This is a genomic window from bacterium (assembly GCA_029210545.1).
Lineage (GTDB): Bacteria > BMS3Abin14 > BMS3Abin14 > BMS3Abin14 > BMS3Abin14 > JARGFV01.
The window spans coordinates 52,542-79,541 of sequence record JARGFV010000001.1 but is presented as its reverse complement, the minus strand read 5'-3'; the positions used below and the strand labels follow the sequence as shown (position 1 = coordinate 79,541).

The 27,000-nt window shown below is 58.4% G+C and carries 22 protein-coding genes; 13 read left to right on the top strand and 9 right to left on the bottom strand.

The genetic code is table 11. The annotated features are described in order from the left end of the window. Window positions 1-144 precede the first annotated feature (144 nt). The 4 genes from P1S46_00345 (at window position 145) to P1S46_00330 (ending at window position 2,766) form a co-directional block, all read left to right on the top strand. Entirely contained in the window at window positions 145-474 is a 330-nt protein-coding gene (locus P1S46_00345; GenBank protein MDF1534935.1) for a TfoX/Sxy family protein, read from the top strand. A 207-nt stretch (window positions 475-681) separates the two neighbouring features. After that, entirely contained in the window at window positions 682-912 is a 231-nt protein-coding gene (locus tag P1S46_00340) for a DUF6429 family protein (protein ID MDF1534934.1), read from the top strand. Window positions 913-1,156: 244 nt separating this feature from the next. Beyond that, entirely contained in the window at window positions 1,157-1,852 is a 696-nt protein-coding gene (locus P1S46_00335) for a diguanylate cyclase (protein ID MDF1534933.1), read from the top strand. Window positions 1,853-1,977: 125 nt separating this feature from the next. Next, window positions 1,978-2,766, top strand: a complete 789-nt coding sequence (locus tag P1S46_00330; protein ID MDF1534932.1) for a DUF116 domain-containing protein — start codon at window positions 1,978-1,980, stop codon at window positions 2,764-2,766. A gap of 215 nt (window positions 2,767-2,981) precedes the next feature. Here the strand turns inward: P1S46_00330 and P1S46_00325 are convergent, their stop codons facing one another. Further along, window positions 2,982-3,200 carry a hypothetical protein gene (locus P1S46_00325; protein MDF1534931.1) on the bottom strand — a complete coding sequence of 73 codons (219 nt, stop codon included), beginning with the start codon at window positions 3,198-3,200 and terminating at the stop codon, window positions 2,982-2,984. A gap of 140 nt (window positions 3,201-3,340) precedes the next feature. Between P1S46_00325 and P1S46_00320 the strand changes: the two genes are divergently transcribed. Next, window positions 3,341-3,532, top strand: coding sequence for a hypothetical protein (locus tag P1S46_00320; GenBank protein ID MDF1534930.1), 192 nt, complete (start codon window positions 3,341-3,343; stop codon window positions 3,530-3,532). Between the two features lie 103 nt (window positions 3,533-3,635). Here P1S46_00320 and P1S46_00315 read toward each other — a convergent pair whose 3' ends face one another. Both P1S46_00315 and P1S46_00310 read right to left on the bottom strand, forming a co-directional pair. Continuing rightward, window positions 3,636-4,886, bottom strand: coding sequence for a DNA recombination protein RmuC (locus tag P1S46_00315; GenBank protein ID MDF1534929.1), 1,251 nt, complete (start codon window positions 4,884-4,886; stop codon window positions 3,636-3,638). Window positions 4,887-4,964: 78 nt separating this feature from the next. Further along, window positions 4,965-6,299 (bottom strand): polysaccharide deacetylase family protein, encoded by a 1,335-nt coding sequence (locus tag P1S46_00310; GenBank protein MDF1534928.1) that lies wholly within the window; start codon window positions 6,297-6,299, stop codon window positions 4,965-4,967. A gap of 363 nt (window positions 6,300-6,662) precedes the next feature. Here P1S46_00310 and P1S46_00305 point away from each other — a divergent pair, with 363 nt between their 5' ends. The 5 genes from P1S46_00305 (at window position 6,663) to P1S46_00285 (ending at window position 14,664) form a co-directional block, all read left to right on the top strand. Next, window positions 6,663-8,447, top strand: a complete 1,785-nt coding sequence (locus tag P1S46_00305) for an aldehyde ferredoxin oxidoreductase family protein (GenBank protein MDF1534927.1) — start codon at window positions 6,663-6,665, stop codon at window positions 8,445-8,447. Beyond that, window positions 8,431-9,054, top strand: coding sequence for a class II aldolase/adducin family protein (locus tag P1S46_00300; protein MDF1534926.1), 624 nt, complete (start codon window positions 8,431-8,433; stop codon window positions 9,052-9,054). Before P1S46_00305 ends, P1S46_00300 begins: the two co-directional genes overlap by 17 nt. A gap of 70 nt (window positions 9,055-9,124) precedes the next feature. Next, on the top strand, window positions 9,125-10,378 hold the full coding sequence (locus P1S46_00295) for a sigma 54-interacting transcriptional regulator (protein MDF1534925.1): 1,254 nt from the start codon (window positions 9,125-9,127) through the stop codon (window positions 10,376-10,378). An 81-nt stretch (window positions 10,379-10,459) separates the two neighbouring features. Next, window positions 10,460-12,745, top strand: a complete 2,286-nt coding sequence (locus P1S46_00290; protein ID MDF1534924.1) for a hypothetical protein — start codon at window positions 10,460-10,462, stop codon at window positions 12,743-12,745. 866 nt (window positions 12,746-13,611) lie between these two features. After that, the gene (locus P1S46_00285; protein ID MDF1534923.1) at window positions 13,612-14,664 is read left to right on the top strand and encodes a Fic family protein; all 1,053 of its coding nucleotides are present in this window, start codon (window positions 13,612-13,614) and stop codon (window positions 14,662-14,664) included. A gap of 150 nt (window positions 14,665-14,814) precedes the next feature. Here the strand turns inward: P1S46_00285 and P1S46_00280 are convergent, their stop codons facing one another. From P1S46_00280 to P1S46_00255, 6 genes are all read right to left on the bottom strand, one after another. Then, window positions 14,815-16,107 carry an OmpA family protein gene (locus tag P1S46_00280; protein MDF1534922.1) on the bottom strand — a complete coding sequence of 431 codons (1,293 nt, stop codon included), beginning with the start codon at window positions 16,105-16,107 and terminating at the stop codon, window positions 14,815-14,817. A gap of 810 nt (window positions 16,108-16,917) precedes the next feature. After that, complete coding sequence (gene amrB / locus P1S46_00275; protein ID MDF1534921.1) at window positions 16,918-18,378, bottom strand: AmmeMemoRadiSam system protein B; 1,461 nt, start codon at window positions 18,376-18,378, stop codon at window positions 16,918-16,920. Window positions 18,379-18,855: 477 nt separating this feature from the next. Next, window positions 18,856-19,845, bottom strand: a complete 990-nt coding sequence (gene amrS, locus P1S46_00270; GenBank protein MDF1534920.1) for an AmmeMemoRadiSam system radical SAM enzyme — start codon at window positions 19,843-19,845, stop codon at window positions 18,856-18,858. Beyond that, window positions 19,814-20,104, bottom strand: coding sequence for a hypothetical protein (locus P1S46_00265; GenBank protein MDF1534919.1), 291 nt, complete (start codon window positions 20,102-20,104; stop codon window positions 19,814-19,816). The genes amrS and P1S46_00265 overlap by 32 nt, the downstream gene beginning before the upstream one ends. A 108-nt stretch (window positions 20,105-20,212) precedes the next feature. Then, window positions 20,213-21,451, bottom strand: a complete 1,239-nt coding sequence (locus P1S46_00260; GenBank protein MDF1534918.1) for a 4Fe-4S binding protein — start codon at window positions 21,449-21,451, stop codon at window positions 20,213-20,215. An 866-nt stretch (window positions 21,452-22,317) separates the two neighbouring features. After that, on the bottom strand, window positions 22,318-23,433 hold the full coding sequence (locus P1S46_00255) for an alcohol dehydrogenase catalytic domain-containing protein (protein ID MDF1534917.1): 1,116 nt from the start codon (window positions 23,431-23,433) through the stop codon (window positions 22,318-22,320). Between the two features lie 219 nt (window positions 23,434-23,652). Here P1S46_00255 and P1S46_00250 point away from each other — a divergent pair, with 219 nt between their 5' ends. The 3 genes from P1S46_00250 (at window position 23,653) to speD (ending at window position 26,993) form a co-directional block, all read left to right on the top strand. After that, window positions 23,653-25,755 (top strand): chitobiase/beta-hexosaminidase C-terminal domain-containing protein, encoded by a 2,103-nt coding sequence (locus P1S46_00250; protein ID MDF1534916.1) that lies wholly within the window; start codon window positions 23,653-23,655, stop codon window positions 25,753-25,755. Between the two features lie 232 nt (window positions 25,756-25,987). Then, window positions 25,988-26,539 carry a cupin domain-containing protein gene (locus P1S46_00245; GenBank protein ID MDF1534915.1) on the top strand — a complete coding sequence of 184 codons (552 nt, stop codon included), beginning with the start codon at window positions 25,988-25,990 and terminating at the stop codon, window positions 26,537-26,539. Window positions 26,540-26,588: 49 nt separating this feature from the next. Beyond that, on the top strand, window positions 26,589-26,993 hold the full coding sequence (gene speD, locus P1S46_00240; protein MDF1534914.1) for an adenosylmethionine decarboxylase: 405 nt from the start codon (window positions 26,589-26,591) through the stop codon (window positions 26,991-26,993). The last annotated feature ends 7 nt before the right edge of the window (window positions 26,994-27,000 follow it).

Here is a 27,000-nt window from a genome sequence, read left to right as displayed (position 1 = left end):
CTTTTTGCGAAGTCATCATCTTTAATTGCCACACAGTTAGCTGACATCTCATTTGCATCATGAATAATGCGGGCTAGGTGCTAAGAGCTAGGGATTCTAAACCTGGTGCTTGGAACCGTGAACATCATTCCGAAAGGAATGGCCATGGCCTACAACCTTGAACTCGAAGACCGGATATCCGAACTGACCGCCGGCTGGCCGGAAATGGTGAGCAGGAAGATGTTCGGCGGGGTGTGTTATCTCATCCGGGGGAACATGGGTTTCGGGATCTGGCAAGATTATCTCATCGTCCGCACCGGCCCCGAGACTGCTGAGCGGTTTCTCCAGGAGGATGGCATCACCCCCTTCGACGTAACGGGGAAAGCCATGAAGGGATGGGTCATGGTGGACGGCTCCCGGTGGGAGGACCCGGACGAACTGGAAAGATGGCTCGCACTTGGCCGTGACTTCGCCTTGTCGCTACCGGGAAAGTGATCACGTGGAGCGTACGTGCGTAAAGCGTAAATGCGAAAAGGCATTCAAGTAGCGAATTTACGCAAATAAGTACCTGCGCACCCACGCACCCATGCACTTACGGACTTACGCATCTACGGACTTACGCACACACGAGCACCTGGCCTTCTGATTGCACCCCCCCTTTCCAAACGCCGCGTTTCGGCGGCAGGAAAGGAGGTGATCAGGGTGAAATACGACGAAAAAAGGGTTGACGAGGCGGTGCTGGCTCTCATGCACCTGACAACTTTCCGGGATGCGTCCGGATACCGGACATGGAAAGGACACGACTGGGAAGTCCTGGACCGCCTTCACCAGAAGGGGTTCATCGCCAACCCGAAAAGCAAATCGAGGTCGGTGGATCTCACTGACGAGGGTCAGAAAAGTTCGGAGGAGCTTTTCAGGAAATACTTTTCCTGAAACGACATGTGAACTGTCACCAGGCTCCCGGATCCGGGGGCCGCCACAAGGCGGCCCCGGATCTTTTTTGTGCCCGGCAGGGCGCGGGGGAAGTGGGAAGGGGGGACAACCTCGAGTTGCCTGGTTTCAGATGAGCACCCTATCTGTTAAAATCTATTTATCGGTGATGGAGCTTTATGGTAAAAGCTGACAGTCAGCAGCTTAAAGCTGATAGCTCAGGCACAGATGTAATTCGGAGGGTGACTTGAAAAGGGCGGCCAGAATATCCATCGGTTTCGGAAGCACCCTGTTCTGGACGGCAGGGCTCGTTCTCGTTTATATGATCCCCCACAAAGCGGGCGTGGCTGACCTGAGGCTCTCTCTCCTGCTCGGGCTTTCATGGGCCCTGGGTGTTGTTCTCATCGGTGTGGCGGTAACCCCGGCTGGAAGTTTCTGGGGGGAGCCTTCCTCCGCCTCCGGGAGGACCCTGAAAACCGTTGACGAGAGCACCGGCCTTTCCAACCGTCGGGCCTTCCAGGGACTGGTTGAGCCCCTGCTGAGCGCGGCGGAAAGGTTCTCCGAAAAAAGCCTGGTGGTCATGCTCAACGTCAACGACCTGGACAAGCTCATCGACTCCAGGGGTGACGAGGCGGCCGAGCAGATCGTCGTCCTTGTGGCCCAGGCCTTTCTGGACTCCCTCAGGGGGTCGGACATCCTGGCAAGGTACGACAAGGACGAACTCGTGGCTTTCCTGCCCAAGGCGTCTCTCGTCTTCGCGGAGACGATCTACGAAAGGGTCATGATGAACGTGGCGGCCCAGCACAGACAGATGGAAGACCAGCACGAGATCAGGTTCAGCATCGGTTTCGCCGAGTTCGATCCGGTCGCCCCGGAACCGATCGAACGGCTTATCCGAAGAGCCTACGAGAACATGATCAGCGAAATGGGGGCCAGATCGTGATGGGGGTAAAGGCCGGCGCGAAGAGCAAAGATCGAAGCGCGAAGAACAATATCCCTACGTTCTTCACTCCTTGTGTTTCGTTCCAGTTTTCCCGGACTACTGACTACTGACTACTGACTACTGCTTTGTTCCCCGGCCGCACTTACACCCTTTCAGACGACAACGGATCTTCCCGTGCCTACTTCGAGGTGGTCGGCAGCCTCGTTGATGAGATGCTGACGGAGGTACCCGAACCCCGGAACCTTCTGAAAACAGTCCGCAAGGGAAGCGGTCCGTGGCGGTTTTTCCAACGGTTCACGACCGGGGCAAAACTCCACCGCCGTTTCCTGGAGAAGATGGAACTTTCGCTGTCTCCCTTTACAGGTCCCATCGAAGAACATCTCGGGTCCCTGTCCCTGGCCGGCCGGCTTGATCCGATCCTGCGGACACCGCGTTTTGCGTATCTCTCCTATATGGTGGAGATCCAGCTGGTGAACCGGGTCAACGCCATGGCCTTTGCCGACGCACCCTGGCGGATGGCCCTGGTTGCCCATTGCCTCAGGGATTTCAGGCCCCGCTGCAAGGCGGAACCCGGAGAGGTCGAAGAGGTTTGCGCCCGGTGCGAGAAGGGATGCTACGTGGGTTCGGGTGCAAGGATACTCGAGAAATACCGTGTGGAAACGTTTATCTCGGTGAGCATGGATCACCCGAAGCTGTTCACCCGTTTGAAGGGTGAACACCCGGAGATGGGTGTCCTCGGTATCGCCTGCATTCCGGAACTTGTGATGGGAATGAGGTTGTGTGATGGGATGGGCATCCCGGCCGTGGGGGTACCCCTCGACGCCAACCGCTGCACCCGGTGGATGGACGAGTGCCTGGAGACGACATACTACAGTTTGGAACAGCTTGAAAAGCTGCTTAAGGGAAAGATCTAGACTGAGTCCTAGCAGCGTGTCGGAAAACCTCTTGACACGCTGCTGTAAGTTTTTCGGAAAGCCCTTTTTTGGGTCTTTTCTTGAAAACAAGAGCATTAAACCGGTGAATAACTCCAGTGAATTACCAAATGTGCCATATATTTGTTCTTTTCGGTCTAAATGCTACTTCCGAAAAACTATATCCAGGAGCCTGCATGGGGTTCTCCGACAGGCTCCTAGGTCCTGCTTTTCCTCCTCCGATCCATACTCCTGATGCGCCGATCGAAGGCGCCCATCCACGATTCGTCGTGCCGCTGCCGCCTGTCCATGAACCGGAGCCTCCGGTCGTACAGCCCGGTGCGCCGGTCCGGGCGGGTGTGCCGGCGCTCTCTCAGGATGTCGATCTTCAACGCGCGTCTTCGCCTCTCGGCTTCTGAAACCCTGCGTTTGAACATGGTGTTCCTCACGTGTCAAGGGTGTTTGTCCGGGGGACAGTATAGCAATAGTCTGCCGGAAGGTGCTACACTCCCGGGATGAAAAAAAGAACGAAGTCCAGGCTGTTGGAACTGTTCAGACACACTGCCAGGCTGGGACCATGATCTGGGTTGCCGTTCTGGGATTGACGGCTTTTTTCCTGGTCCTTTTCGGATGCGGGCTTACTTTGAGCAGGGTTCGAAAGTACAGGGAAGCGATTGACGCGAACAGGGCCAGGGCATTCGCGGAGATGGCGGAGATGGCCGAAAAAACCAGACGCGGGGACGGGGGGACACGGAGACACGGGGAATAGAGCCCCTGGAACCTAGCACCTGGCTCTTAGACGTCAACCCCGGAACCTGGACCCCAGACCCCAGACACCAGACACTGAGTCGGAAGAATCCGTTGCATCTTGATTATTCCGACTCATCAGTTAGTTCCGGAGCCTGCAGGGACCTCGCGTCCCTCTCCACGGGCTCGGCCGGCGGGATCTCCCTTGATGAATCCGCTCCATATTCCGCGAACCGCCTTGCGCTGACAAGGACCCTCGTTTCAAGCGATGCCACTGCGCGGTTGTAGGATTCAACCGCTTTGTCGAGCCCTTTACCCACACCCGAGAAATGCTCGGCCAGGATCCTGATCCGTTCGTATAACTCCTTGCCCAGTTCGCTGATAAAGTGGGCGCTTTCCGTGATGGTCTCCTGTCGCCAGCCGTAGGCTACCGCTCTGAGGAGGGCAATAAGGGTGGTAGGGGTGGCAAGGATGACCCTTTTTTCAACTCCCTGTTCGATAAGGCCGGGTTCCTGTTCCAAAGCGGCGGAAAAGAAGTTTTCTCCGGGCAGGAACATGACGACGAACTCCGTGCTCTTCGGGATCTGTTCCCAGTAGCCCTTGGAACCGAGGCTGTTCATATGTTCCCTGATATGCCGTGCATGGCTTTGAAGGTGAATTTTCTTCAGGTCCTCGTCGTCGGTTTCCAGGGCGTCCAGGTAGCCCTGAAGCGGTGCCTTGGCGTCAACCACGACATTTTTCCCCCCGGGCAGTTTGACGATGAGGTCAGGGCGGAGCCGTCCGGTTTCCGTTGATACCGATTCCTGTTCCGAAAAGTCGCAGTAAGGCAGCATCCCGGCGATCTCAACGACCCGCTTGAGCTGGATCTCACCCCATCGACCCCTGACAACCGGGGATCGCAGTGCTTTTACCAGGTTCCCTGTTTCAGTCCTGAGCATTTCCTGGCCGGTGTTGAGTTGCCGGACCTGTTCCCGGAGCGTTACGTATGCCTCTTGCCTCACCTGCTCCAGTTCGTGGACCCGATCTCCGAATTTTTCCAGGGATTCCCTGATGGGAGACACCAGGTTGGCCACGGCCGTCTGGCGTTTTTCCATGTCACCTATCGCTTCGGTCTGGAACTTGCCAAGCACGAGCTGCGCCTGCTTCATAAACTCAGTACTGCTGTTTCTCAGGACGTCAGATGACAGGGCTTTGAAAGTATCGCTCATGGCCTCTCTGGCCGATTGCACCACCTTGAGGTTCTCTTCAGCGTTAACCTTCGTCATCTTCAGCTCGGTCTGAAGGGAGGAGATCCTGGACCTGTTGAAAAGCCAGGCGATGATAAAGCCAAGAATGAAGGCTCCTGAGCCAATAATTATGATGTTGAGGTTGTTCAATATTAACTCCGATTCCGGATCGGAAATTTGAGGATCGAGGCTGCCTTTACTTTGGACGTTGGACCATGGACGGCCTTTTTACCCGCCCTTTTCAAGCAGTGCTCCCACCGACCCGACTTCGTACCCTTTCTCCCGGAGCTTGTCGATGAGTTGACCGAGCCTGGGGTAGAAAGGGTCGGCCTTTCGTTCGGAGCCAAGGTGCAGCAGGACAATGCCTCCACCGAGCCCCATCTCCGTCTGGCTGTCGAAGGAGAGGATCTTGTCTACGATATCACCCGAACTCAGGTACAGGGCCGAACCCCGGTCCGAGACCCAGTCGAGGCCGTCAAGGTTCTTCCTGGTCTTGGGATCGTAAGTCCACGATACGTGCTGGTAGCCTGCTGATGAGGCCCAGCGGCGGATCGTTTCGTTCTGCTCTCCGTAGGGGGCCCGCCACAGGCTCACCATCTTTCTGCCGGTGAGTTCTTCGAAAAAAGCCTCGTTCTTTTTCAGTTCAGCAAGCAGGATCTCGCGGGTGATCCCCGGCAGGATGTCCTGGCGGAAGTTCTTCTCGAAGGTCGTCAGGTGGAGGTGGCTGTAGGTGTGGTTGCCCACCTCGTGGCCCTCGTCAGCGATCCTCCTGGTGATCTCGGGATAACTTCTCATGAACTCGCCGGTGAGAAAAAAGGTGGCTTTCAGATTCCGTTGCGCCAGAATGTCCAGGATCCGCGCGGCAGCGTTGCTGTAGCTGCCGCCATCGAAGGTCACGGCTACCGTTCTCGAACCGGAAAGGCCCCGGTCGATATCGTCACCCGGCTTTCTCCCGGGTTGAGGCGAGGGCCCGGCGGCTGCGGTCTGTTCTGCTTCGGCAGGTCGAACGGGCGGTTCGGGTTTGAGAGCGGTCTTGACCGGAACCTCACGGGCTTGTTTCGATTCCCTTGTTCGGGCGGGCTGCGCGGCGGGCGGGAGAACCTCAGGCAGGGTATCCCCGGATGCCAGGAGATTGTCGGGGAGGGGAAGGGCGCGGGTGTACATGGCGGGCAGCCGGTCTCCGTATACCTGGATCTGTACCGACCGCATCGGTCCTTCGGCCTGGAAGGTGAAGGAAAAATAGCCTTCCCTGACCGTGCAGACATCCCGCTCCCTGCCGTCGGCAATGAGCACGGCCACCCCGAATCCCGGCGCGCGTCCAGCGACCGTGAACCACTCCCCCTCGTGAACCAGTTCGGCGGTGGGGAAGGCAGGAACGGTCTGGCTGCTTCCACTGGGCACCGGGATCTCCCGGACTATTTTCACCAGGATGCCCGACTGGTAGAGGATGACCAGAAGGAGGCCGATGGTGATGAGCCTTATGAACCCGCCTCCGGTAAGTTTCCCCATTGACCTTTCGAAACGCCGATAGCGCAGGGAGGCCCTCAGGGCATAACGCCGCATCGAGGCTGCCCGATCCGCCGTCCAGCAGCGGGCCTGGCATTTAAAGGAACAGAAGGTGTGGCCGAAAGCCCGCCTCCGGCAGGACGGGCAGATGGGCGAAAGGCACTGAAAACACTTGCGCGTCGTCTTCGTATGGGTATGGTTCACACAGTAGGTGATCTGACCTTTCATAACGCAAATGAATAGCAGAATGGGAGAGGAAAGAAAAGAAAGTGTCCAGTGTCTGGAATCCAGGTTCGGGTGTCTGACCAAGACCCGTGGTCGTGATTACCATTGGTTCGATCCGGAATACATTGGGCAAAGCGATGTGGTATAAACGGTGAACTGTGAACCGTGAACCTTGAAAAGTGAACCGGGACCACTATGATATCCCATCTCAATATTCTGAGGATCGATCTGACCACGCAAAGCTTCGAGAGGGACACCGCTTCCGGTGACCTGACCCGGAGTCTCATCGGCGGCCGCGGTCTGGGCGCCTTTTTTCTCAGGGATCATGCCGGTCCCCGGGTCGATCCCATCTCGGGAGATGTCCCCGTGGTCCTGGCCACCGGTCCCCTCACGGGCGCCATGATCCCCTCCGGAGACAGGTTCAGCCTGTCCACCATCTCTCCCCTCACGGGTACCGTGATGGACACCAACTCCGGCGGCCGGCTGGGCAGGGCCCTGAAGCGGGGAGGGGTTGACGTCCTTATCATGAACGGGCGGTTCGACGTTCCGGGGATCGTTGTGGTCCAGGACGGGTCCGTCACCTTCGAGGGGGCCGGGGACCTCTGGGGCGGCACAGTCCCTGAGACCGTCTTACGGCTCGTGGAGAAGTTCGGAAAGGACGCCGGCCTCGCGGTTATCGGCCCCGCGGGGGAAAACGGTGTCCGGTACGCCTCCATCATGTCCGAGAGGATGCGGGCCATGGGCCGGGGAGGCGCGGGAGCGGTCATGGGAGCCCGGAACATGAAGGCCCTGGTGGTCAAGGGGACGGGCAAGGTCCCTGTCCACGACCGGGACCGGCTCAAGCGGGTTCTCGAAGAATCCAACAGGTGGCTGAGGGCTCACCCCGTCACCTCCAAGGCGCTGCCTGCGCTGGGTACCCCCATGCTGGTCCGTATCTGCGCCAGGGCCGGGATCTTCCCGGTCAGAAACTTCCAGACCGTGGCGGTGGGCGAGGACCAGGCCTATTCGGGTGAGGATCTGGCGTCCCGGTTCACCGTGGGCAGCGCTGGCTGTACGGGATGCACCATCCAGTGCGGGCGCGTCACCGAGGCGGCCGGGTCCCGCGGTGAAGGGCCGGAATACGAGAGCCTCTGGGCATTGGGACCGGACCTTGGGATCGAGGATCTGGAGCACATCATCCCGGCTGCCCATCTCTGCAACGAACTGGGGATGGACACGATCTCCGCGGGGGCCACCCTCGCCTGTGCCATGGAACTGGCCGAGGATGGGCTGCGGCCGTCGAAGCTCAGGTTCGGCGATGACCGCGCGGTTTACAACGCGCTTTCGGATATCGCCTACCGACGTGGTGAAGGGGATGAACTGGCGGAAGGTTCGCGCACCGTCGCCCAAAACGCCGGGGCTCCCCAATATGCCATGCAGGTCAAGGGGATGGAGCTTCCGGGCTACGACCCTCGCGGCGCACAGGGGCAGGGGCTCGCCTACGCGACCTCCAACCGCGGAGGATGCCATCTGCGGGGAGGGTACCTCATTGCAAGAGAGATCCTGGGGATCCCCAAAAAGGTGAGCGGGTCGATGGTTCTCGGCAAGGGAGGGCATGTCGCCCGGGCCCAGGATTTCGGGGCCGTCGCCGATTCCCTCTCTGTCTGCCGGTTCGCCACCTTCGCGGTGGCGCCCGAATACTGGTCGAGGATGGTCAACGCTGTCACCGGTCTTCAGGTCGGCGGGGAGGAACTCATCCGGTCAGGTGAGAGGATCGTCACCCTGGAACGGATCTTGAATCAGAAAATGGGGATCGGGCCGGACCGGGATATCCTGCCTCCCCGTTTCACTCAAGAACCTCTCACGGAAGGGGCGTGTGCCGGTGAAGTCGTTCACCTCCGGGAACTGCTGGGAGAGTATTACGCTCACCGGGACTGGCCGGGCGGGGTCCCGTCGGCTGGAAAGAGAAAGGAGCTCGGTCTGGATGAATATACAGGGTGAGGCCTATACCAGGCTGACAGGGGAGTTTTCCCGGGTGGGCCGGATCCTTTTCCAGGCCGGTCTTAACAACTCCCACAGCGGCAACATGAGCGTTCGCCTGGGGGATCGCGTGGTCATAACCCGCCGGGGTGCCATGCTCGGAGAACTGGCGGGAGACGACCTGGTGCAGGTCGGACTGGCTGTGGACGATTCCGGGATCGCCCTCGCCTCCACCGAGGTCGGTGTCCACCGCGCTATTTACGCGGCGACATCGCACCTTGCCGTCGTCCACACCCACCCGAGGGCAGCAACGGCCCTGTCCATGACGCGGGATCACATCGTTCCGGTGGACGACGAGGGGCGCTACTATTTCAAGAGGGTCCCGGTCCTCAGCGTGGCCGCCTCCATCGGTTCGGTCGACCTCGAACGGGAACTGCCTGCCCTGCTCAAGGATTTTCCCATCGTTATGGTGCGGGGACATGGAGCGTTCGCCGTGGGAGGGAACCTGGAAGAGGGCCTCCAGATCACCCACGCCCTCGAATGGTCGTGCGATATCCTCTCCCGCTGCCTGGCCCTGGGCATGGACGAGAACGAACTGGTGGGGGACAGGAGACATGGGGAGTGGTAGAGCGAGGTGTGAACTGTGAACCGTGAACCGTGAACCGTGAACCGTGAACCGTGTGGGAGGAGTGACTTCGATGAGGGTGGATGTATACAGGGACGACCGGTACCTGGGGGGATACCACATCGGCGGCTCTTCGGACCTGCGCGTGGGCCGCGACCGCAGGAACGACATCATACTCCCCCACACGACGGTGAGCCGTCACCACGCCAACCTTCTGCGTCAGGGCAGGAAATACCTCCTCATGGATCGAAGCTCCAACGGCACCTTCATTGACGGCGAACGTGTCGACAAGGTCCTCCTCGATCCAGGGACCGAGATCGACATCGGTCCTTTCCGGCTGGTGCTGACGGAGGAAGAGCAGATCCTGGGCTCCCAACCCACTGAAAAGCTCACCGCCCATGCCGAGATGGACATGGTGGGAAGCTCCGGGGTGATGGCAAAGCTTAGGGAGCACGTCAGGAAGGCCGCCGGCACCGACGTCAACACTTTGATCTTCGGAGAGACGGGAACCGGGAAGGAACTGGTCGCCCGGGCGGTCCACGACCTGTCCCAGCGCCAGATGATGCCCTTCGTGGCCATTAACTGCGGCGCCATCTCGCCGGACCTCGTGGAAAGCGAGCTGTTTGGCCACGTCAAAGGCGCCTTCACAGGCGCCTCGGCGGACAGGAAAGGCGCCTTCGAACAAGCCCACGGGGGAACCCTTTTCCTCGACGAGATAGGGGAGCTTTCCACCGACCTTCAGCCCAAGCTTCTCAGGGTTCTGGAGTCTGGCGAGGTGCGCAGGGTGGGAGCCCAGGGGACCATCACGGTGGACGTCAGGGTCGTGGCGGCTACCCACAGGGATCTCAAGGCCGAGGTGGAAAGCGGCAGGTTCCGTTCGGATCTTCTGTACCGTCTCTTCGTTTTTCCTCTCCTCGTTCCCCCGCTGCGCTCCAGGAAGGAGGACATCGGGGAGCTTTCCCGTCACTTTCTCGGGAACGAGGATGACCTGACAGCCGAGGCCATGGAAAGGCTGATGAACCACTCGTGGCCGGGAAACGTCCGTGAACTGAAAAATGTCATCGAGAGGGCCAGGATCGTCGCCAGCGGCGAGCCCATTGGCCCGGACGAGATCATCTTTCTCGACGAGGATCCCCTTTCCGGGAAAACCCCCACCGAGCCTTTGCCGGAAACCTTCGAGGAGCTCGAACGCCTTTACTACGTTCGTGCCCTGGACAAATCGGACGGAAGCATCCGGGCTGCCGCGAAATCCCTGGGGATACCCAAATCCACCCTGTACGACAGGCTGAAACGGTACGGATTATCGCCGGGGAAGGATGAGGATTAGTAATTGCGTAGGTCCGTAAAGCGTATGTGCGAAAGATCATTCAATCACACCTGACGCGGACAGACCGAAGGACCAGATCTGATGGAAACGCCCTCACGCACCTACGTACGCACGCACGTACGGATATACCTCACCCTTGGGCTCCTGGGCTTCATTACCGCCCTGGCCCAGATCACCTTCCTGCGCAGGGGCATCGCCAACTTTTCCGGCAACGAACTGGGCCTTGCTGTCGGCCTTTTTGTGTGGCTGGCCTGGGTCAGTGCCGGAGGGCTGCTTGCCCGCAGGCTCTTTCCCCGGCTCCAACGGCCCGAAAGGGCCCTGTACCTCGCCCTCCTTCTCCTCGCCGTCCTTTTTCCCCTGACCACCGTCTCCCTGGACCTTCTTCGGCCCCTGTTGGGCGTTCCCGTGGGGCAGGTGGTGGGGCTGGGTTTTATCGGCCTGGCCTATGCCCTTCTCCTGGCCCCTTTCTGCCTGACCGATGGTTCGGACTTCACTTTCGGGGCTGCAGCATCAGGGCGGGGCCGCGGCGCATCAGCTTTTGCAGCTGAATCAGCGGGAGCGGCACTGGGCGGGGTCTTTTTCTTTGCCGCAGGCGTGCGCTTTTTCGATGGATTGGGTCTGGCGTGGACTGTCGGTGTCGGGGTGACGGCCGCCGTTATCGTCCTGGGCTGGGGCGATCGACCGACGCGCTGGTCGGCATCCGCACTGGTCCTCATCTTTTTTATCCCCATTACCTTGTCCGGCATCCCTTCCGATTCTTCCACCCGCCAGGCCCGTTTTTATCCTTATTTTCCGGTCCTCGGTGTCCAGTCTCCCCTGGGCAGCCTGGCATGGGGAAAACCTTTGAAAAACAGGCAGGAGGAAGGAGGAAGGTGGAATGAGGAAGGAAGGGCATCAGGATCCACTTCAGACCTGTTCCTGGATCAAACGGTTCTCTTTTACGACGGTTCGCCCATGATGACCGACCCGGACCGAAGATCGGCCGAGCAGGCTGTCCAGCCTGCTCTCATGGTCCATCCGATGCCCGGAAGAGTCCTGCTGGTGACCTCCCACATCACCGGTGTCCTGGAACAGGTCCTGGCTCACCCCGTGAGGTCGGTGGATGTTGTGGTTTTAGACGAGGCCGTGGTGCGCCTGGAGGCTCTCAATATCAGCTCCACGGCGAGAGCCCTTGCCGATGAGAGGGTCGATCTGATCCCGGGTGACGCGCGGCGGTACCTGAGGATGGTTCCCGGGGGACGGTACGATGTGGTTATACTCAACCTGCCAGATCCCGGGACCCTGCTTTACAACCGGTACTACTCGGCCGAGTTTTTCCGGCTCATCGCTTTGGCCCTCTCACCGGATGGGATTCTCAGTCTGGCAGCAGGCGAACCGGGCAACTACATTGCCCCTGCCATGGGCCGCTACCTGGCATCCCTGGATGGGGCCTTGTCTCTCTCATTCCCGCACCGCGCCTGGTATCCCCTCGACCGTTATACCGCCCTGTGCGGCCGGGGGCCGCTGTCACCCCTGACCGGTGACCTTGCCGCTTCCATAGCCCTTGAACGAAATCTGGATCTTCGCTTCATGGTCCCGGAGTATCTGTCTGCCGATCTCTCGAAGGACAGGATGGAGGCTGTCAGCCAGGCCCTGTCTGACTCCGGAGATGTCCGTCCCAATGCCGATCTCGTCCCCTCGGCCGTGGGATACCGTCTCACCCTGTGGAGAGGCCGCACCGCCGACGCCGGGCTTCTGTCAGCCATCGGAAACGGTGTTGCGTGGTACCTGTTTGTAGCTGTTCTTGTGATGGTGATCTTTGGTGGTTTTGGCGCCGGGACTATGAGGAGTGAGACCACGAGGGGATTGTTGGTCCTCTTCCTGGGAGGATTTTCGGGGATCGCGGCGGAAACGGCGCTCATGTACCTGTACCAGACGGGTTTCGGCTACCTCTACTCCCGCATGGCTCTGCTGCTAGCCTTTTTTATGGTGGGAATGGCACTCGGGGCCATGGTCCGGGACGCTCAGCCCTCTCGAACGGCGTGGCTGTGGACAGGATACTTCCTGCTCGTGACGGTCACGGTGTGGATCGATCCTGGTTGGGTGCTCCAGGAATGGGCCGGCCTCCTTCTTTACCTTCTCCTCATGACCGGGGCCGGCTTGCTGACGGGCATGAGCTTCGGAGCGGGCAGCGCCCTGCTGGAGTCCGCCGGGGTGAAATATCCGGGCGGGGCCGCCTACGGCGTGGACCTTCTCGGAGCCGCTCTCGGGACGGTTGTGTGCGGACTGGTGCTGCCCCTTGCCATCGGGTTGTACGCCCCGATCCGGTACTGCTTGTTGCTCTCGGTGGCCATCGCGGCGGGCCTATCAATAGGTAAGGGCCGCTGAAGGCACCTTTCTCTCCCTCTCCCCGCCGCGGGAGAGGGTCGGGGTGAGGGGGAAGATCAAAAGCTAACTTACCACAGCACAGCCAATCCCAGGCTGCACCACCCGTCTTCGCATAAATCTACGACGTGGCAGGCAGGGTTACACAGGGGAAACCAAAAGCCGGGGGGCATGGTTTAAACGCTGTCATCGCGAACTGCAAATCAGGTGAAGCGATCCCGGGAAACGCGGGTCCTGAAAAAGCGGTGAGAGCTGATTACCGTCCGCCGTCGCCGGAGGCTATGGCGGACAAGCAGGGAACGCAGAGAAAAACGACTGTCATTGCGAGCTATTAGCAAGCGAAGCAATCTCAGGCCGTTTGGCGTAAGAGCCTAAATTTTACCGGAGAGTGCGCAGAGAACGCTGAGAAAGGCTGAATCCGGGGGTAGGCGCAGGCGTGTGCCGCTAAAACCTGAAGGGCTTTCACCACCAGGCACAGAGGACACAGAGGAAGACTTTAATCTGGGGGAAGGCGCGGTTTCTAAGCGGCAAAAGCGGGCTCACGCAGAGACGCAGGGAAGACCAAAAGCGGACTCACCGCAAAGTACGCAAAGTTTCGCAAAGTGAAAACGAAAGCTGGGGGGAAGTTTTCGTCATTCCCGCGAAAGCGGGAATCCAGGAGAAAAGGATTAACCCAAGGTACGTCCTTCGATTACGCCATCCGTCTTCGTCACGCAAAAGGCGTGACTATGCCGCGACAGGAAGGCTTGACGAAGGGCGCTTCGTGCATGCCAATGTGCTTTTAGGGTGATTACGGGTGTATATATGGGTGTCGTTGCCCTTGACAACTGGGTGTTTTTGGGTATTGTTGTGGGTGAGGAGGTCCTGACATGATCCATGACCATGTCTTCAAAATCACCCCGGAGATCCTCAAGCTTATCGCCGGGATCGACGAGTTCAAGGGGCGGTGGATCATGCTCGAGCACCTCCCGCCAGACGCTGTGGCTGGACTGCGCCGGGTCGCCTTTATCGAGTCTGTCGGTTCATCCACACGGATCGAGGGGGCCAGGCTCACGGATGCGCAGGTCGAGTCTCTCCTGAGCGGTCTTGACACCATCTCCTTCAGGTCCCGGGACGAGGAAGAAGTTGCCGGATACGCCGAGGCCATGAACACCGTGTTCGACTCATGGGAGCACATTCCACTGGACGAGAATCACATCAGGCAACTCCACGGGATCGGGCTTCGCTACAGCGTCCGCGACGCGCCGCACAGGGGTGAGTACAAGAAACATCCCAATCATGTGGAAGCCTTCGACAAGGAAGGGAACAGCCTGGGGGTTGTGTTTGAAACCGCCACGCCGTTCGATACTCCCGGGTTGATGGGCCGGTTGGTTGAGAGCGTCAACCAGGCTTTTGATCAGGATGACCTTCATCCCCTGCTCGTCATCGCCGCCTTCGTTATCCACTTCCTGGCTATTCACCCTTTTCAAGACGGCAACGGGCGCCTTTCCCGCATCCTGACCACACTCTTGCTGCTCAGGAACGGGTACGGTTATGTCCCCTACAGCTCCCTTGAGCGTGTGGTGGAAGAGAACAAGGACGAGTACTATAGGGCGCTCAGGTCGTCCCAGTCGGGGATCAGGACCGGGGATGAGAACCTGGACAACTGGATCCTTTTCTTCCTGAAAGCGCTCAAGGCGCAAAAGGATAACCTGGCGAGAAAGCTGAATCGTGAAAAGGAACTGGACAGGATTCCGGCCCTGTCCTCCCGGATTATTCAGGTAATCAGGGAGCGGGGGAGGCTGACGATGGCCGAGGCTGTCACCGTGACCGGGGCGAACCGTAACACGCTCAAGGTACACTTCCGACGCCTGGCGAAACAGGGCCGTCTGGAACAGCACGGCACCGGCAAGGGGACGTGGTATTCGATGCCGAGGCGGTAAAGAGGGGAAGATGAGAAAAGCCGTCATTCCGGACCCCCCTCCAACGGCCGCGTCAAGCCCGGATGTATATTTAAGAAGTGCCCCGTCCCCGATCCCCATCTTTTTGGCCAGGTGCATGACAAACTAGACCGGCGCCATGCTCCGGCTGGCCTATTGCCGGACGAATTCCACCCGGCGGTTGAGGCTGCGTCCTTCCGGGTTGTCGTTGGTGCTGCGCGGCCTGCGTGACCCGAAACCCCTCGCAACCAGGCGATTCGGCTCGATCCCCTGGACCATGAGCCAATCCCGCACCGCCTCCGCCCGCTCCTGCGAGAGAGGCTCGTTGACCTGGTCTCCGCCCTGGTTGTCCGTGTGCCCCTCAATGAGGAAGGGAAGTGACGGCTGCTCCTGGAGCAGGGCCTGAATGGAACGAAGGGTGGGGAGGGATTCAGGAAGGAGGATCGCTGATCCCGTGTCGAAACGGATGCCCGGAGCGATAAATCTCCCGTCGGTTTCCAACACCTGCCCGAATTCCTTTCCTCCTTCCGCCAGACGAAAATTTGTAAACATGAACCAATCCACGCTGTGCTCCAACGAAATCTCCCAATACATGCCTACCAGGCTAATAGGACGGTTGACCGCTTCAGGGTCGTTAATCACCAGGTCGCCGTCGACGTAGGCCTTGGCCGCCGTGCCATCAACAGTAATCGCGATGTGGTGGGGCAGTTGGTCCTGGATGAGGAATTCGGATTCAGAGTGAGCGGATCGTGCAAATATGTCCGAAAAATAGAATGTTCCGGAATTCCCCGGGAAAACAGGGTTTGGAGAGTCATGGGGATCGTATACGTCGCTGAGCAGCAGAATCCCATAGGCTTTCTCCCAACTCGTTTGTTCTCCGGCAAGGATGGCGTCGAACTCGATTGTGAACCGCTGGGGAAGATCTTTCAGACCTTTCAACCGCAGATAGGAACCGGTGCAACTTTGGCCGTTTCCCTCTCCCGCTGGTCGACTCCGGAAATAATGGCTCCCGGCCCAGGAGATCACATCCAGGGTGTTGCCCCCGCCGTTTGGCCCTTCGAGGGTCCATCGCATGGGGAACCCGCCCACCTCAGTGTCGGAAAAATCGTCAAAGAAAAGGACCTTGGATCCCGGGATGAAATCGAACCGGCTGTACCTTTCCTCTCCCCGAATGGTGCCTTCGGGCGAATTGAAAGCCGGTACCCCGGCAGCCGCCTCCGCGTCGGGCCGGACAGCGGTGTCCGGGTTTCCGGACGCTTCCCCCGCAAGGTTATTCTTCACCTTCCGATAAGCGCTGCCGGAAGCGGAATCCACCGCATCGTAAACGATGTCCTTTCCAGCCCCCTTTATTGCGCTGTTCAGTGTGTCGCCAAGCCATCCCGCTCCGGCTGGCCGGTAGATCAGCACAAGGATCACGAGTGTCGAAAACATTATTACTTTTTTCATCACTTCCTCCTTTTTTCGAATTCGAACCGTCGCAAATCACTGATTTCACCCCTGAGTTTGCAAGTCGCGGTCCAACCTCTTTTTAGGGGAATCCATGCAAGGGAAAAACTGTACGTCGGGTAGACTGTGGGGTCAGGGAAAGGCTGAGGTAGTGGTTCTCTGGATCGGACACAGGAAGGATATTTAACGTTACTATATGATTTGAATGACACCCTAGCAGCGTGTCGGAAAACCCCGATACGCTGCTAGATATGTTTGTCGGAAGATGATTCTTTTTATTAAAGTCGGTTGTAACTATCCGAATTGCTTGGTTTTTTTAAACATGCCATTTTCCGATAAACTCCAGCTAGGAGTCTGTATGAGGTTCTCCGACAGACTCCTAGGTGAATGGCAAAGCTTACAAAGGAGGTCAAAGGCTAACTTACCACAGTACGACCTCTTTCGCGTTCTCTCCGGTGAAATCAGGATTTTGGATCATCCCGGAAAAACCTGAGCGGCAAACCGGTACAGTGCCGTTCCCGAATATCAGAAAGTACGCACCTCATTTAAAGTGAGGCCGCCAAGAGTGCGTCAGATGCAAGGCCAGAACCCCGAGGAAACCGGCTTGTCACGCCGTAGCTTTAGCGAAGGCGGAAGACGTCCGTTGCCGGGTACTTCGAGGGTTTCCGAGGGGTGAGAACGCAGCCCGTTCGACAGGCTCAGGGTCCTCCTTCGATAAACTCAGGACGGTGAGCTTTGTCGAACCGCGAGCGAAGTCGAGGGACAGATGATGTGCTATTGGTGGCCGTTATAAAACGGTTCTCGGGCGCTTTACTCACTGAACACCTGGGCGCTAAACCTGTAAAGCTCTGCGCCAGGTTTCTCCCATGTCTTATCCGGCAGCCCCGCCTTCCTGCAGATCGCCTTGAGATACTCCCCCCTGTCCCACCCCTGCTCTCCCGGGACCTGTGGCAGGAGCACGCCGCTCCTTCCATGCCAGGTCAGGTAAAGGCCGTCCCGCCCCACCTCGACCTCCTCGACGCCGCCCACCTTCATGAAGGGCGACATCACCGAGACCTCGACCCGGATATCGGGAAGCTCTTCAGCCTTGACCGGCGTAAAGCGCATGTCCCTGCTGCACGAGGAGACCGCCATCTCCACCACGGACTGATAGAGGGGCATGGTGGGCCTCAGCTGGCCGATGCAGCCACGCAGCTCACCCCGGCGCTTCAGGGTGACAAAAGCAGCCCCTGGTTCCTTTAGTGCCGATGAGCCGGGCACGATGTCGGGACGTTTGCCGGTCCGCACGTACTGCTCCAGGGTATTCCGGGCCAGGACCAAAAGGGCCTGCTTGTCGGCCAGGGCCAGCTCCCCTGCCGGGTTCACGAAAGCGAAGGAGCCGTACCCCACCACCCTTGTCCGGTTTCCCGCGGTGTCACCGGAGTTGGAGTACCTGAGCAGTGTCCCCCCCTCGATCCCCATCTTTTCGGCGAGGTGCATGACCGTCTGCACCGGGCCCAGGCCGCACAGCTCCGATTCCCGGGTGGAACACCGGCGATATAATGTGTCGATCTCCCCGTTGCCGATGATCTTCAGGGTTCCGGTGTCTTTGATTTTGGCCGCATCGTACTCCAGATAGTGGGACATGTCGGAACTGGCCACGAAAAGGACTTTCCGGCCCCGGAACTGGCGGGCCAGTACAGTGGCGAAGGCGGTGGCAAGGTCGGGGTCCGCCGTTCCCATGACGGCAGGGACGATGGAAAAGCCCGGCTCGAGGGCCACCTGGAGGAACGGCAGCTGGACCTCCATGGAGTGCTCCCGGGTGAAAAGGGCCGGGACGTGGCTGATCCATGGGATCTGGTCGATGAGGGCCCGCACCGATTTCCTGTCGACAGGAACCTCCCCCAGCGGTGTGCGGTAGGCGTCCACATCCAGGATGGACACCCCGTTCAGGGGGGCGGTGTGGGACGGGGCCATGATGACAACGATGTCGTACTTCCTGCCCTTGAGCTCCCTGTAGGCGTACCCGGCCACCGGCCCGGAATAGACGTAACCGGCATGGGGGGCGACGAGGCCCAGGATCTCCCCCTTGACCGACGGCAGGCCGGCGCTGTCGATGCAGGAGCGCACCAGGGCTCGCAGCTTTGCCGCGTCGGCCGGGTAGAACCCGCCAGCGACAACGGGCTCAAACACTGATTTTGCGGAAGCAATGGAAGGGGTGAGGGCCAGTGGGAGGAGGCAGACCCCGGCGACGACCAGCTTCCTGTAAAAGGACGCTTCCTTCCGGCTCACGGAAGTCCTGACTTTACGAACCGACCAGCGGAATGGGACGAGTGCAATTATTGAAAGACCTGCGAACATACGAATCAGGTCCCTTCTCGATATTATCTGTATACCCTTCGTAAAGTCAGGACAGCACGAAGCGCGAAGAGCGAAGCGCGAAGGGAGGTCGCTGCTATTTCCTTTGCTTTTTTTGTCCGGATTTGACGCGTTATGTTTCATTTTAGGTTGCCCTCATGTTACTTAAGAACAAAGGGAATGATTCAATGGAAGGACTTTTTTGCAAGCTCTTCCTTGACAGGGTCGCAAAAAGTCCGATCCGGGACTTTTTGCTCAACGGAAAGGGAAAAGCGTCGTTTTCCCTTTCCTTACAAATCAATGACTTACGGTACAGGTCATTGATTTGGGCACCCCGCGCGGGGTGCGTTGATGGACTTTTTGCGAGTCCATCTTCCTTCGTTCTTCGAACTTTGCGCTTCGTGCTGCGGCCTAAAATAATCCGTAGATTTTTTGGCCGCAATATTTACACTTCCCGTCCACCACGTCGTACTTCAGGATGCGGTACCCGTGGCGGTCGATGACCATCTTCCCGCAGGAGGGACAGAAGGTGTCCTCCCCGGGGTCCCCGGGCACGTTGCCCGTGTACACGTACTTCAGCCCCGCCTCCAGGGCGGTCTCCCGTGCCCTTCTCAGGGTCTGGACGGGGGTGGGCGGAAGGTCCTTGAGCCGGTACATGGGTGAGAAGCGGGAAAAATGAAGGGGCACCTCGTCTCCCAGTTCGGACACAATCCACCGGCACATCTGGCTGATGGTGTTCATCCCGTCGTTGAGGGTGGGAACGATGAGGTTGGTCACTTCAAGGACGACACCCTCTTTCCGCATGGTGACCAGGGTGTCCAGGACGGTGCGCAGGTTCCCGAAACAGACTTCCCTGTAATATTTTTCCGTGAACCCCTTCAGGTCCACGTTGGCGCCGTCCACGATCTTGCAGAGGCGGCGGAGGGGGTCCCGGTTGATGAACCCCGCGGTGACCATGATGTTGCGGATGCCCCTTTCCCGGGCCAGGGCGGCGGTATCCTCCAGATATTCGTAAAAGATCACAGGTTCCGAATAGGTATAGGCGATGGAAGCGCAACCGGCTTTGGCAGCCAGGGTTACGGCTTTTTCCGGAGGCAGATCGGAATTGTTGAGATCCTCCGGATCGGCCTGGGATATCTCCCAATTCTGGCAGAACAGGCAGTGGAGGTTGCATCCGGCGGTGGCAACGGAAAAGGCCCCGGAGCCCGGGAGGAAATGGTACATCGGTTTCTTTTCCACAGGATCGACATGGACCGAGCACACTTTCCCGTAGACAAGGGAGTAAAGGTTCCCCCCGTCGTTGTACCGTACCCGGCAATCCCCGCGCTGGCCCTCGGCCAGGCGGCACAATTTCGGGCACAAGGTGCACTCAACGGATCTCGGTGGTATCAGCCCCAGCATCACTTTTCCTGTAATACAGCGCTCCTGTTTTACCGACGTTGCCCGATTCGATCTGATTTGAAAGACGCTGAAGATCCACGAAGGGCAGGTCCGATATCGGGTATCTGGAGGCGATCTCGCGGTGCCAGCCGACGGCCAGGGCCATGAGTACTGTGATGATCAGCAGTAACACCGCCCACCCTCCGGACAGTTCCCGAGCAGCGTGCCTGGAAACCTCGGCACGCTGCTTGAAAATTTGTCGGGAAATGCGTTTTTTCATCTTAAGTTTCTCTCGAGTTTTTTTATTACAATTTGAAACTCATTTAAAATTATGCTGGCGTGAGTCCAGTCGTTCATGGTTTTCCGACAAACGATATTCAAGAATCTATTATATCTCTTCAGCAGACTCCTGGATCGTTTCATCCCTTTTCCCCTTCCCGTGCCGGGTGGCCCTGCAATAAAGGGCCAGCAGGGTGCCCGTCGGACACAGGGTGTTGCACCAGAACCGTCTCCAGAAAATCGAAACCGCAAGTACGAATATCACCATCATCCACAGGAGGGGTGTCAGGTTGAAGGAAAAAAGGCTGAAAAAGGGCTCGATTTCCGTAAACCCTCCCATCCCGCCCCAGATACCGATACAGATCAGCAGGGCGGCAAAGGCCCGTTTAATAGCCGGCAGCCAGACGTTGACACCGGAAGGCACCCTGACCTGCATGGGTGAAAGGCGATGGAGCAGCACCTGGAGCGTCCCGAAGGGACAGACGTGGCGGCAGTAGGCCCTTCCCTGAAAAGGTGACGAGATGAGGATGTAGAGGACAAGGAGCAGCAAGGCCCAGTTGCCGGTACCGGGCAGGTTCGTCTGCAGGATGCGCGAAATAGCCGACAGGGTGAGGGGTGTGTTGAGGATCAGGCCCACTACAGCCAGGGTGAGCAGCCCCATCCCGTATCTTTTGAACCACCCGTTTCCCAAAAAGCCGGCTGTGAAAGAGAGGAGCAGGGTCACTGCGAGGAGACTCTCTTTCCAGAACGGTACCGGTCCACGCTGTCTTGCCTCCGGTTCGGGGACCTGGATGGAGTAGAGAGCCTGTGCGGCCCTGGCGGCGGAGAGCCTGACATCCTCGATGAGGGCACGGGAAGTTATCGTGGCTCCCGACACGGCGTCTAGGTCGGGGAACGGTTTTGCCATGTCGATCCCGGCAATCTCATCCAGGAGACCCGAGGTTATCACCATCTCCATGTAGTATGGGGTCTCCTTGTGGCGGAAAGGCCGAACGGCGGCGATCCGTCCGTCCGGGGTGAGGCCCACGGCGGTTCCCACCTGGCCGAGATAACCCTGTACGGAGGGGGCCAGCTCATCGGTGAGGATGACCGCACCGATTTTCTCCCCATTTCCATCGATACCTGGAAAGTGGGGCAGGGGATCGGACCGGTCCTGAAAACGCGCCCCGTCGGGAAGGGCTGACCGGAGCACCTCCACCTGAACCGGTGGTGTAGGTGTGAGCCGCTCCAAAATACCCATGACCATGGCTCCCGCCACAGCCACGGCGACCGCTCCTGTAGCCAGAGTAGTGGCTAAGGCAGCCTTGCTGGTGCCCGGTTTTTTATGGATGGGCTCTTCCGGATTCAATGGATCTCCAACAGGCAGCTAACAGCTAAAAAACAGTTATTAACGCTATTGCAGGAAAAAGCCAACTAACCACCCGAAATCCGCGATTGGTTTTGGCTGGCCTCCGGTCGGGGCATTGAGGGGGCTATTTTTTGCATGGAGCCGTGTTGCTGTTGAACTTGCCGCCCTACGTCACTCGTTGACCGTCCAGCCCCGACCGAAAGGGCGCTTTCGGCGAATTTCGGGTATGGCATCACGAACTCCGACGGACGATAACCGGCCCCGCTGCCGGGCAACGGCAGGTGACGGTCCACCAGAAAGGGAAGCCTGCTCCCTTCCGCGAACTCGCCCGGGCCAGACCGGCATGGGCTGTCATTGTGTCATGGGTCGTTTCAAGCTTGAAACGTAACTTACCACGCCAATGGGGTTTTTTTATCCCCAGAATCTCGAAAATCAATTCAATCGAGATTCTGGGGAGCGCGGTCAGCTAAAGGCCGCTCCGCCCGGCTTTATCACGCCAACGGCGTGATCGAAGGGCGCTTCGCGCCAGGGTTCAGGGGTTTTGCGGTGCGCGCCTGAGTCTTCCCCCAGGTTCAGGCTTTCTTTGTGTGCTCCGTGGTGATCGCCTTTAAGAGTCCTGGAGTGACAACACACAGGTACGCATTATTGTGATGAACCGAAATTTGATGGACTCGCAAAAAGTCCATCAACGCGCCCCGCGCGGGGCGCCCAAATCAATGACTCACACTGTAAGTCATTGATTTATAAGGAAAGGGAAAACCACGCTTTCCCCTTTCCGTGGAGCGAAAAGTCCCGGATTGGACTTTTCGCGACCCTATCAAATTTGGAATTTTACTTAAAACCGCTCCGTTTTTTGAGGAGAGGTTTTAAGTCAGCTCCAAAACCGGAAGGATGGCCTCCCTCGAGGTCAGTTCCAGGAGCTGCCGGTACTCTTCCAGGGGGATGGAATGGGTCATGAGGGCGGCCAGGGAGTCGTGGTGCAGGTCGGCAAGCTCCATGAGATGTTTCACCGCCGAGTCGAAGGCGTCCCGGCCGGCCTTGATGCTGCCGACCATGATCTGGTTGCCCATGACCATCCGGGAAAACAGGTAGCTCGCTTCCATTTCGAGGAGGTTTTCCCGGGAAAGTTTTTCGGGGGTGCCCATGAGGACCATGACGGCGTTGGGGGCCATGAACGGCATCACCCGGACAATGTAGGCCGGGTCGCCCGTGGTCTCGAAGATCTGCCCGAAGGTGTAGCCTGCCTTTTCCAGTCGTTCGATAGGAACGCGGCAGGTGTTGATGTATTCGAGTTCGAGGGGGTCGAATATTTTCGACCGCAGATCATCCGATTCCCTTCTGCAGAAAAAGGTCAACCGGTAATTGTAAAGGGACAAAAGAAATGCGGCCATGATCCCCACTGGCCCCATGCCGGTGACAAGGGCCCTGGGAGCGGTGCCCTCTAACTCGTGGTAGCAGTAAAAGTTGTACCGTCGGTTCACCTGGACCGCCTCGTGATGAGCCTTTTCCGCTATGCTCAAGGGGGTGAGGAGAAGGGCAAGATCCTCCAGGTATTCCGGGATCTTGACCAGGTATCGGCTCTTGACCACCAGAAGCTCCCGGGCAAACCCGTGTGCTCCCTTGAGACCCGAGTCGCTGTACCGTTCAGGGTGCGGGCACAGGTCGCTCCTGGCGTCGATACACCTGTCACAGTCCCGCCGGATGGTGGGGACTACGAGATCTCCCGGCTCAAGTTCACGGACCAGGGAGCCGATCTCAACCACCCTTCCTGAAGCGATGTGACCGGGGATAATGAATTTATCGCCATCCGGGAGCACGGCATCCCTGCTCTCGAGGAGCAGACGATCTCTCCGGAAAAAAGCGGTCCGGGTGATCCTCACCAGGACTTCATCCGCTTCCAGGGAAGGCACCGGCACATCGATGATGCGGACAGCCCCTTCCGCCGGGAAATAGGCGAGAGCTTTCGTGGTCTGGCTTGTCATGGCAAAGATTATAGCAGGTTCTCTGCGATTCGGCGGTTTAAGTGTCGAATCGCAGAGCTATTTACAGGATAACCTCGCATTACGGTTTTTCTCCGGAGGAGTCATACCCGAAACCAGGCCCTGGTTTCGGGTTCCCGTTGCCATTTGCCGGTGGATTCCCTAATATGGCGCAACGTCGACCTCATCTGGACCATCAATTTTTCGCCCCGGGAGGCCCGTTTGAACCTTTCAAAACGAACCGTTTTGCAGATAACCACCGTTGTGGCTGCAGCGGTATTTCTCTGGCTGGCGCCTCTCCCGGCGGTGGCCCAGGAGGTCCCCCTGACGCCGGCCCCCGGTGAATATCCTGATTCCATCGAGGTCCGTTTCGAGACCGACCCTTCCCGCCAGGTTTACTTTACCCTCGATGGTTCGGAACCCAGCATGGGCTCTCCCGTATTCAAAGATCCCATCAGGGTCGCAGACAATACCGTTATCCGTTACTTCGTGGTGTACAGGGACGGGAGCCGGGGCAGCGTCCAGGAGGCGTTCTACAGGATCCGGATGAAATCTCCGTCCGCCGATGCGTTGCGAACCGTAGCGCACCCACCGGGAGGGATCTATAACCAGAAGGTCAGGGTGTCTCTTTCTACCCGGAAGGATGCCACCATTTACTTCACCATGGACGGTTCAGACCCTTCCACCGACAGCGATATCTACCGTACATCCCTGAGCATTGCCGTGGACACCAGGCTGAAGTTCTTTGCCGTTGACAGGGACGGTTCCCGCGAGCCGATCCGGGAAGAGTCGTACATGTTCAGGCTCGCGGACCGGCTCGTGGATACGACTCCCCCCAAAGCCAGCGTCAGCCCGTTGCCCGCCAATTACAGGTCGGGCGACCTCCTCAGGCTTTTCGCAGACGAGGAAGCCGATATCTATTACTCGCTTGACGGGTCGGATCCTACAGAGATGTCGCAGCTTTACGAGGGGCCGTTCTGGCTTACCGAAAGCACACGGCTCAAATTCCTGGCGATAGACCGTGGGGGAAACCGGAGCAGGGTTTACGATGAGTTCTACAGGCTGGATCAGGAACCGCCCCTTTCAGAAGCTTATCCGGGCACAGGCTTTTACACGCCTCCCCTGACGGTCAGGATAACGGTTTCCGACGAGGAGGCCATCGTCTTCTACACCCTCAACGGTACCGAGCCTGGCGAGCAGTCTCCCGTCTACAAGGACCCTCTCGTCCTGAGGAACGATACGGTCCTGAAGTTCTTTTCCTCCGACCAGTCCGGTAACAGTGAAGATGTCCACGAGGAGACCTACCTTTTCGATGATGAAGCGCCGGTGACTGTAGCCGATCCGTTGGGTGGTGAGTACCCCCCGCCCATCAGGGTGACCCTGAGGACCGAGGAAGGCGCCCGGATCCATTATACCCTCGACGGCTACGACCCGGATACCGAAAGCCCCACCTACTTTTCCGGTTTTACATTCATCAGGCCCACTACCCTCAAGTTCTTTTCCATTGATCGTACAGGAAACATGGAGAGGATACAGACCCACAGGTATACCCTGGTCAACGGAGTCTGGCGCAAGTACGCCAGGGGTGTCTTCCTCCTCCCGAGCGTGACCGACGGCAAGACGTTCTGGATGGGGACAGAGTCCGGTCTGGCCCTGTATCGGGTCGGGTCGGGGGACAGGAGCTTCGTGGGTGATACGGAGGGACTTCTGGGGACCGTTGTCAACGATATGGTCATCGATGAGGCCGGTGACCTGTGGGCCGCCACCGACGAGGGGCTTAACCGCTTCAGGGAAGGGGAAGGGTTCGTCACTTTCACGAGGGACGAGGGGTTGCCGGCCAGGGAAGTGCTCGGCCTGGGTGTTGACCGGGACGGTTCTATCTGGGCGGGCACGGAAAAGGGGGTCGTCCGCATCAAGGACGGAGCCGTTAGGGAAAAGCTGACGGCAAAGGATGGTCTGCCCGGCGATACGGTCTTGTGCATCGCTGTGGATTACGCCGGGAACCGGTGGTTCGGGACCCGGAAAGGGCTTGCCAAATATACTCCCGCGAGGGAGTGGCATATCTTTACAAAGGAAAGCGGTATGGTCGACGACGAGATCAGGACGGTTGCCGTGGATTCAGACTGGAACACCTGGGTGGGCACTCCCAAAGGTGTTTCCGTCTACGACCGGGAAAAGTGGAAAACGTATACGAAAGAGGATGGCATTCCAGGGACCGGGATCGTTCTCATCGCCCCCGATCCGGATGGTGAGGTCTGGATCGCTACGAGGACGGGAGTGACACGCTATTCCGACGGGAAGTGGATTGTGGAGACTCCGCCATAGGAAGCTAACAGCTGCTCCGTCTTACGGGGAGTCTTTTCTTTTTGATTGTTTTCTTAGCTCTTTGTTGTCGGTTCTGCCTGCTTTTCATGTGCCGCAGCTACCGGCTTCCAGCCACAAAATAATGCCCCTCCCGGGGCATTATTTTGTGGCTTGACTTCCTCGATATATCTTCTTATAAACACACTTTATTAAACTTTTTAGCACAGTATATTAAACACCGGAAGGAGAGGCCTTGAAGATAGGCCAGAGGATCAAGCGGCTTCGCATCGCCAACGACCTGACCCAGGACGAACTTGCCCAGAGGGCCGACCTGACGAAAGGTTTTATCTCCCAGCTCGAAAGGGATCTCACATCGATCTCCATCGAGGCCCTCAGCCAGATCCTTGAAGTTCTCGGGATACCGTTGTCGGAGTTTTTCAAGGTGATGGAGCTGGGAGAGCAGAAGATCGTGTTCGGGGAAAAGGACAGGGTCGTCCTGGAGGGAGATCACGATGAAGAGACCATCGAACTCCTGATCCCCGGAGCCCAGAAGAACCTGATGGACCCTGTCCTGGTGACCATTGAACCAGGCAAGGCCTCCATCGACAGCGGGCACGAGGGGGAAGAGTTCGGCATGCTCCTTTCCGGAACGGTCCAGCTCAGGATGGAAGGAAGCAAAACCGTCCATCGGGTGCGCAAGGGAGAAAGTTTCTATTTCAAGTCTGACAGGCCGCATACGATCGAGAACCTGGGTAAAAGGACGGCGACCATCCTCTGGGTTGTGTCGCCTCCCGTTTTTCATTAATTCCGCAGCGTGTCGAAGTGCCCCGACACGCTGCTGGAGGAGACAGATCATGAAAGCATTGGGAAAGCACCTTCTCGTCGAGTTCTACAACTGCGACGCCGAAGTCCTGAATGACCTTCATCTCGTCGAGCGGTCCATGAAAGAGGCTGCCGTGAAGGCGGGATCCACTATCGTGGACGCGGTGTTCAGAAGGTTTGCCCCACACGGGATCAGCGGTGTCGTGGTCATAGCCGAGTCCCACCTGGCTATCCACACCTGGCCGGAATACAGTTACGCGGCGGTGGACCTTTTCACCTGCGGAGAAAAGGTGGACCCTTGGGTCGCTCACGACCACCTTGCGGAGGTGTTCAAGGCGGGAGATTCAGAGTGCAGGGAGATCCCGCGAGGCGAACTGCGCGTTCTGGGTGAGAATGCCTGTCACAAACCTCCCGGCAGCCTGGGGGCCATCCTTTAACCTGCTT

Coding starts and splice junctions, on each gene's coding strand:
- P1S46_00265 (MDF1534919.1), bottom strand. CDS start 20,104: ATGAAAAAACGCATTTCCCGACAAATTTTCAAGCAGCGTGCCGAGGTT.
- amrS (MDF1534920.1), bottom strand. CDS start 19,845: ATGCTGGGGCTGATACCACCGAGATCCGTTGAGTGCACCTTGTGCCCG.
- P1S46_00320 (MDF1534930.1), top strand. CDS start 3,341: ATGATCTGGGTTGCCGTTCTGGGATTGACGGCTTTTTTCCTGGTCCTT.
- P1S46_00345 (MDF1534935.1), top strand. CDS start 145: ATGGCCTACAACCTTGAACTCGAAGACCGGATATCCGAACTGACCGCC.
- P1S46_00290 (MDF1534924.1), top strand. CDS start 10,460: ATGGAAACGCCCTCACGCACCTACGTACGCACGCACGTACGGATATAC.
- P1S46_00325 (MDF1534931.1), bottom strand. CDS start 3,200: ATGTTCAAACGCAGGGTTTCAGAAGCCGAGAGGCGAAGACGCGCGTTG.
- speD (MDF1534914.1), top strand. CDS start 26,589: ATGAAAGCATTGGGAAAGCACCTTCTCGTCGAGTTCTACAACTGCGAC.
- P1S46_00305 (MDF1534927.1), top strand. CDS start 6,663: ATGATATCCCATCTCAATATTCTGAGGATCGATCTGACCACGCAAAGC.
- P1S46_00295 (MDF1534925.1), top strand. CDS start 9,125: ATGAGGGTGGATGTATACAGGGACGACCGGTACCTGGGGGGATACCAC.
- P1S46_00280 (MDF1534922.1), bottom strand. CDS start 16,107: ATGAAAAAAGTAATAATGTTTTCGACACTCGTGATCCTTGTGCTGATC.
- P1S46_00255 (MDF1534917.1), bottom strand. CDS start 23,433: ATGACAAGCCAGACCACGAAAGCTCTCGCCTATTTCCCGGCGGAAGGG.
- P1S46_00310 (MDF1534928.1), bottom strand. CDS start 6,299: ATGCGGCGTTATGCCCTGAGGGCCTCCCTGCGCTATCGGCGTTTCGAA.
- P1S46_00285 (MDF1534923.1), top strand. CDS start 13,612: ATGATCCATGACCATGTCTTCAAAATCACCCCGGAGATCCTCAAGCTT.
- P1S46_00300 (MDF1534926.1), top strand. CDS start 8,431: ATGAATATACAGGGTGAGGCCTATACCAGGCTGACAGGGGAGTTTTCC.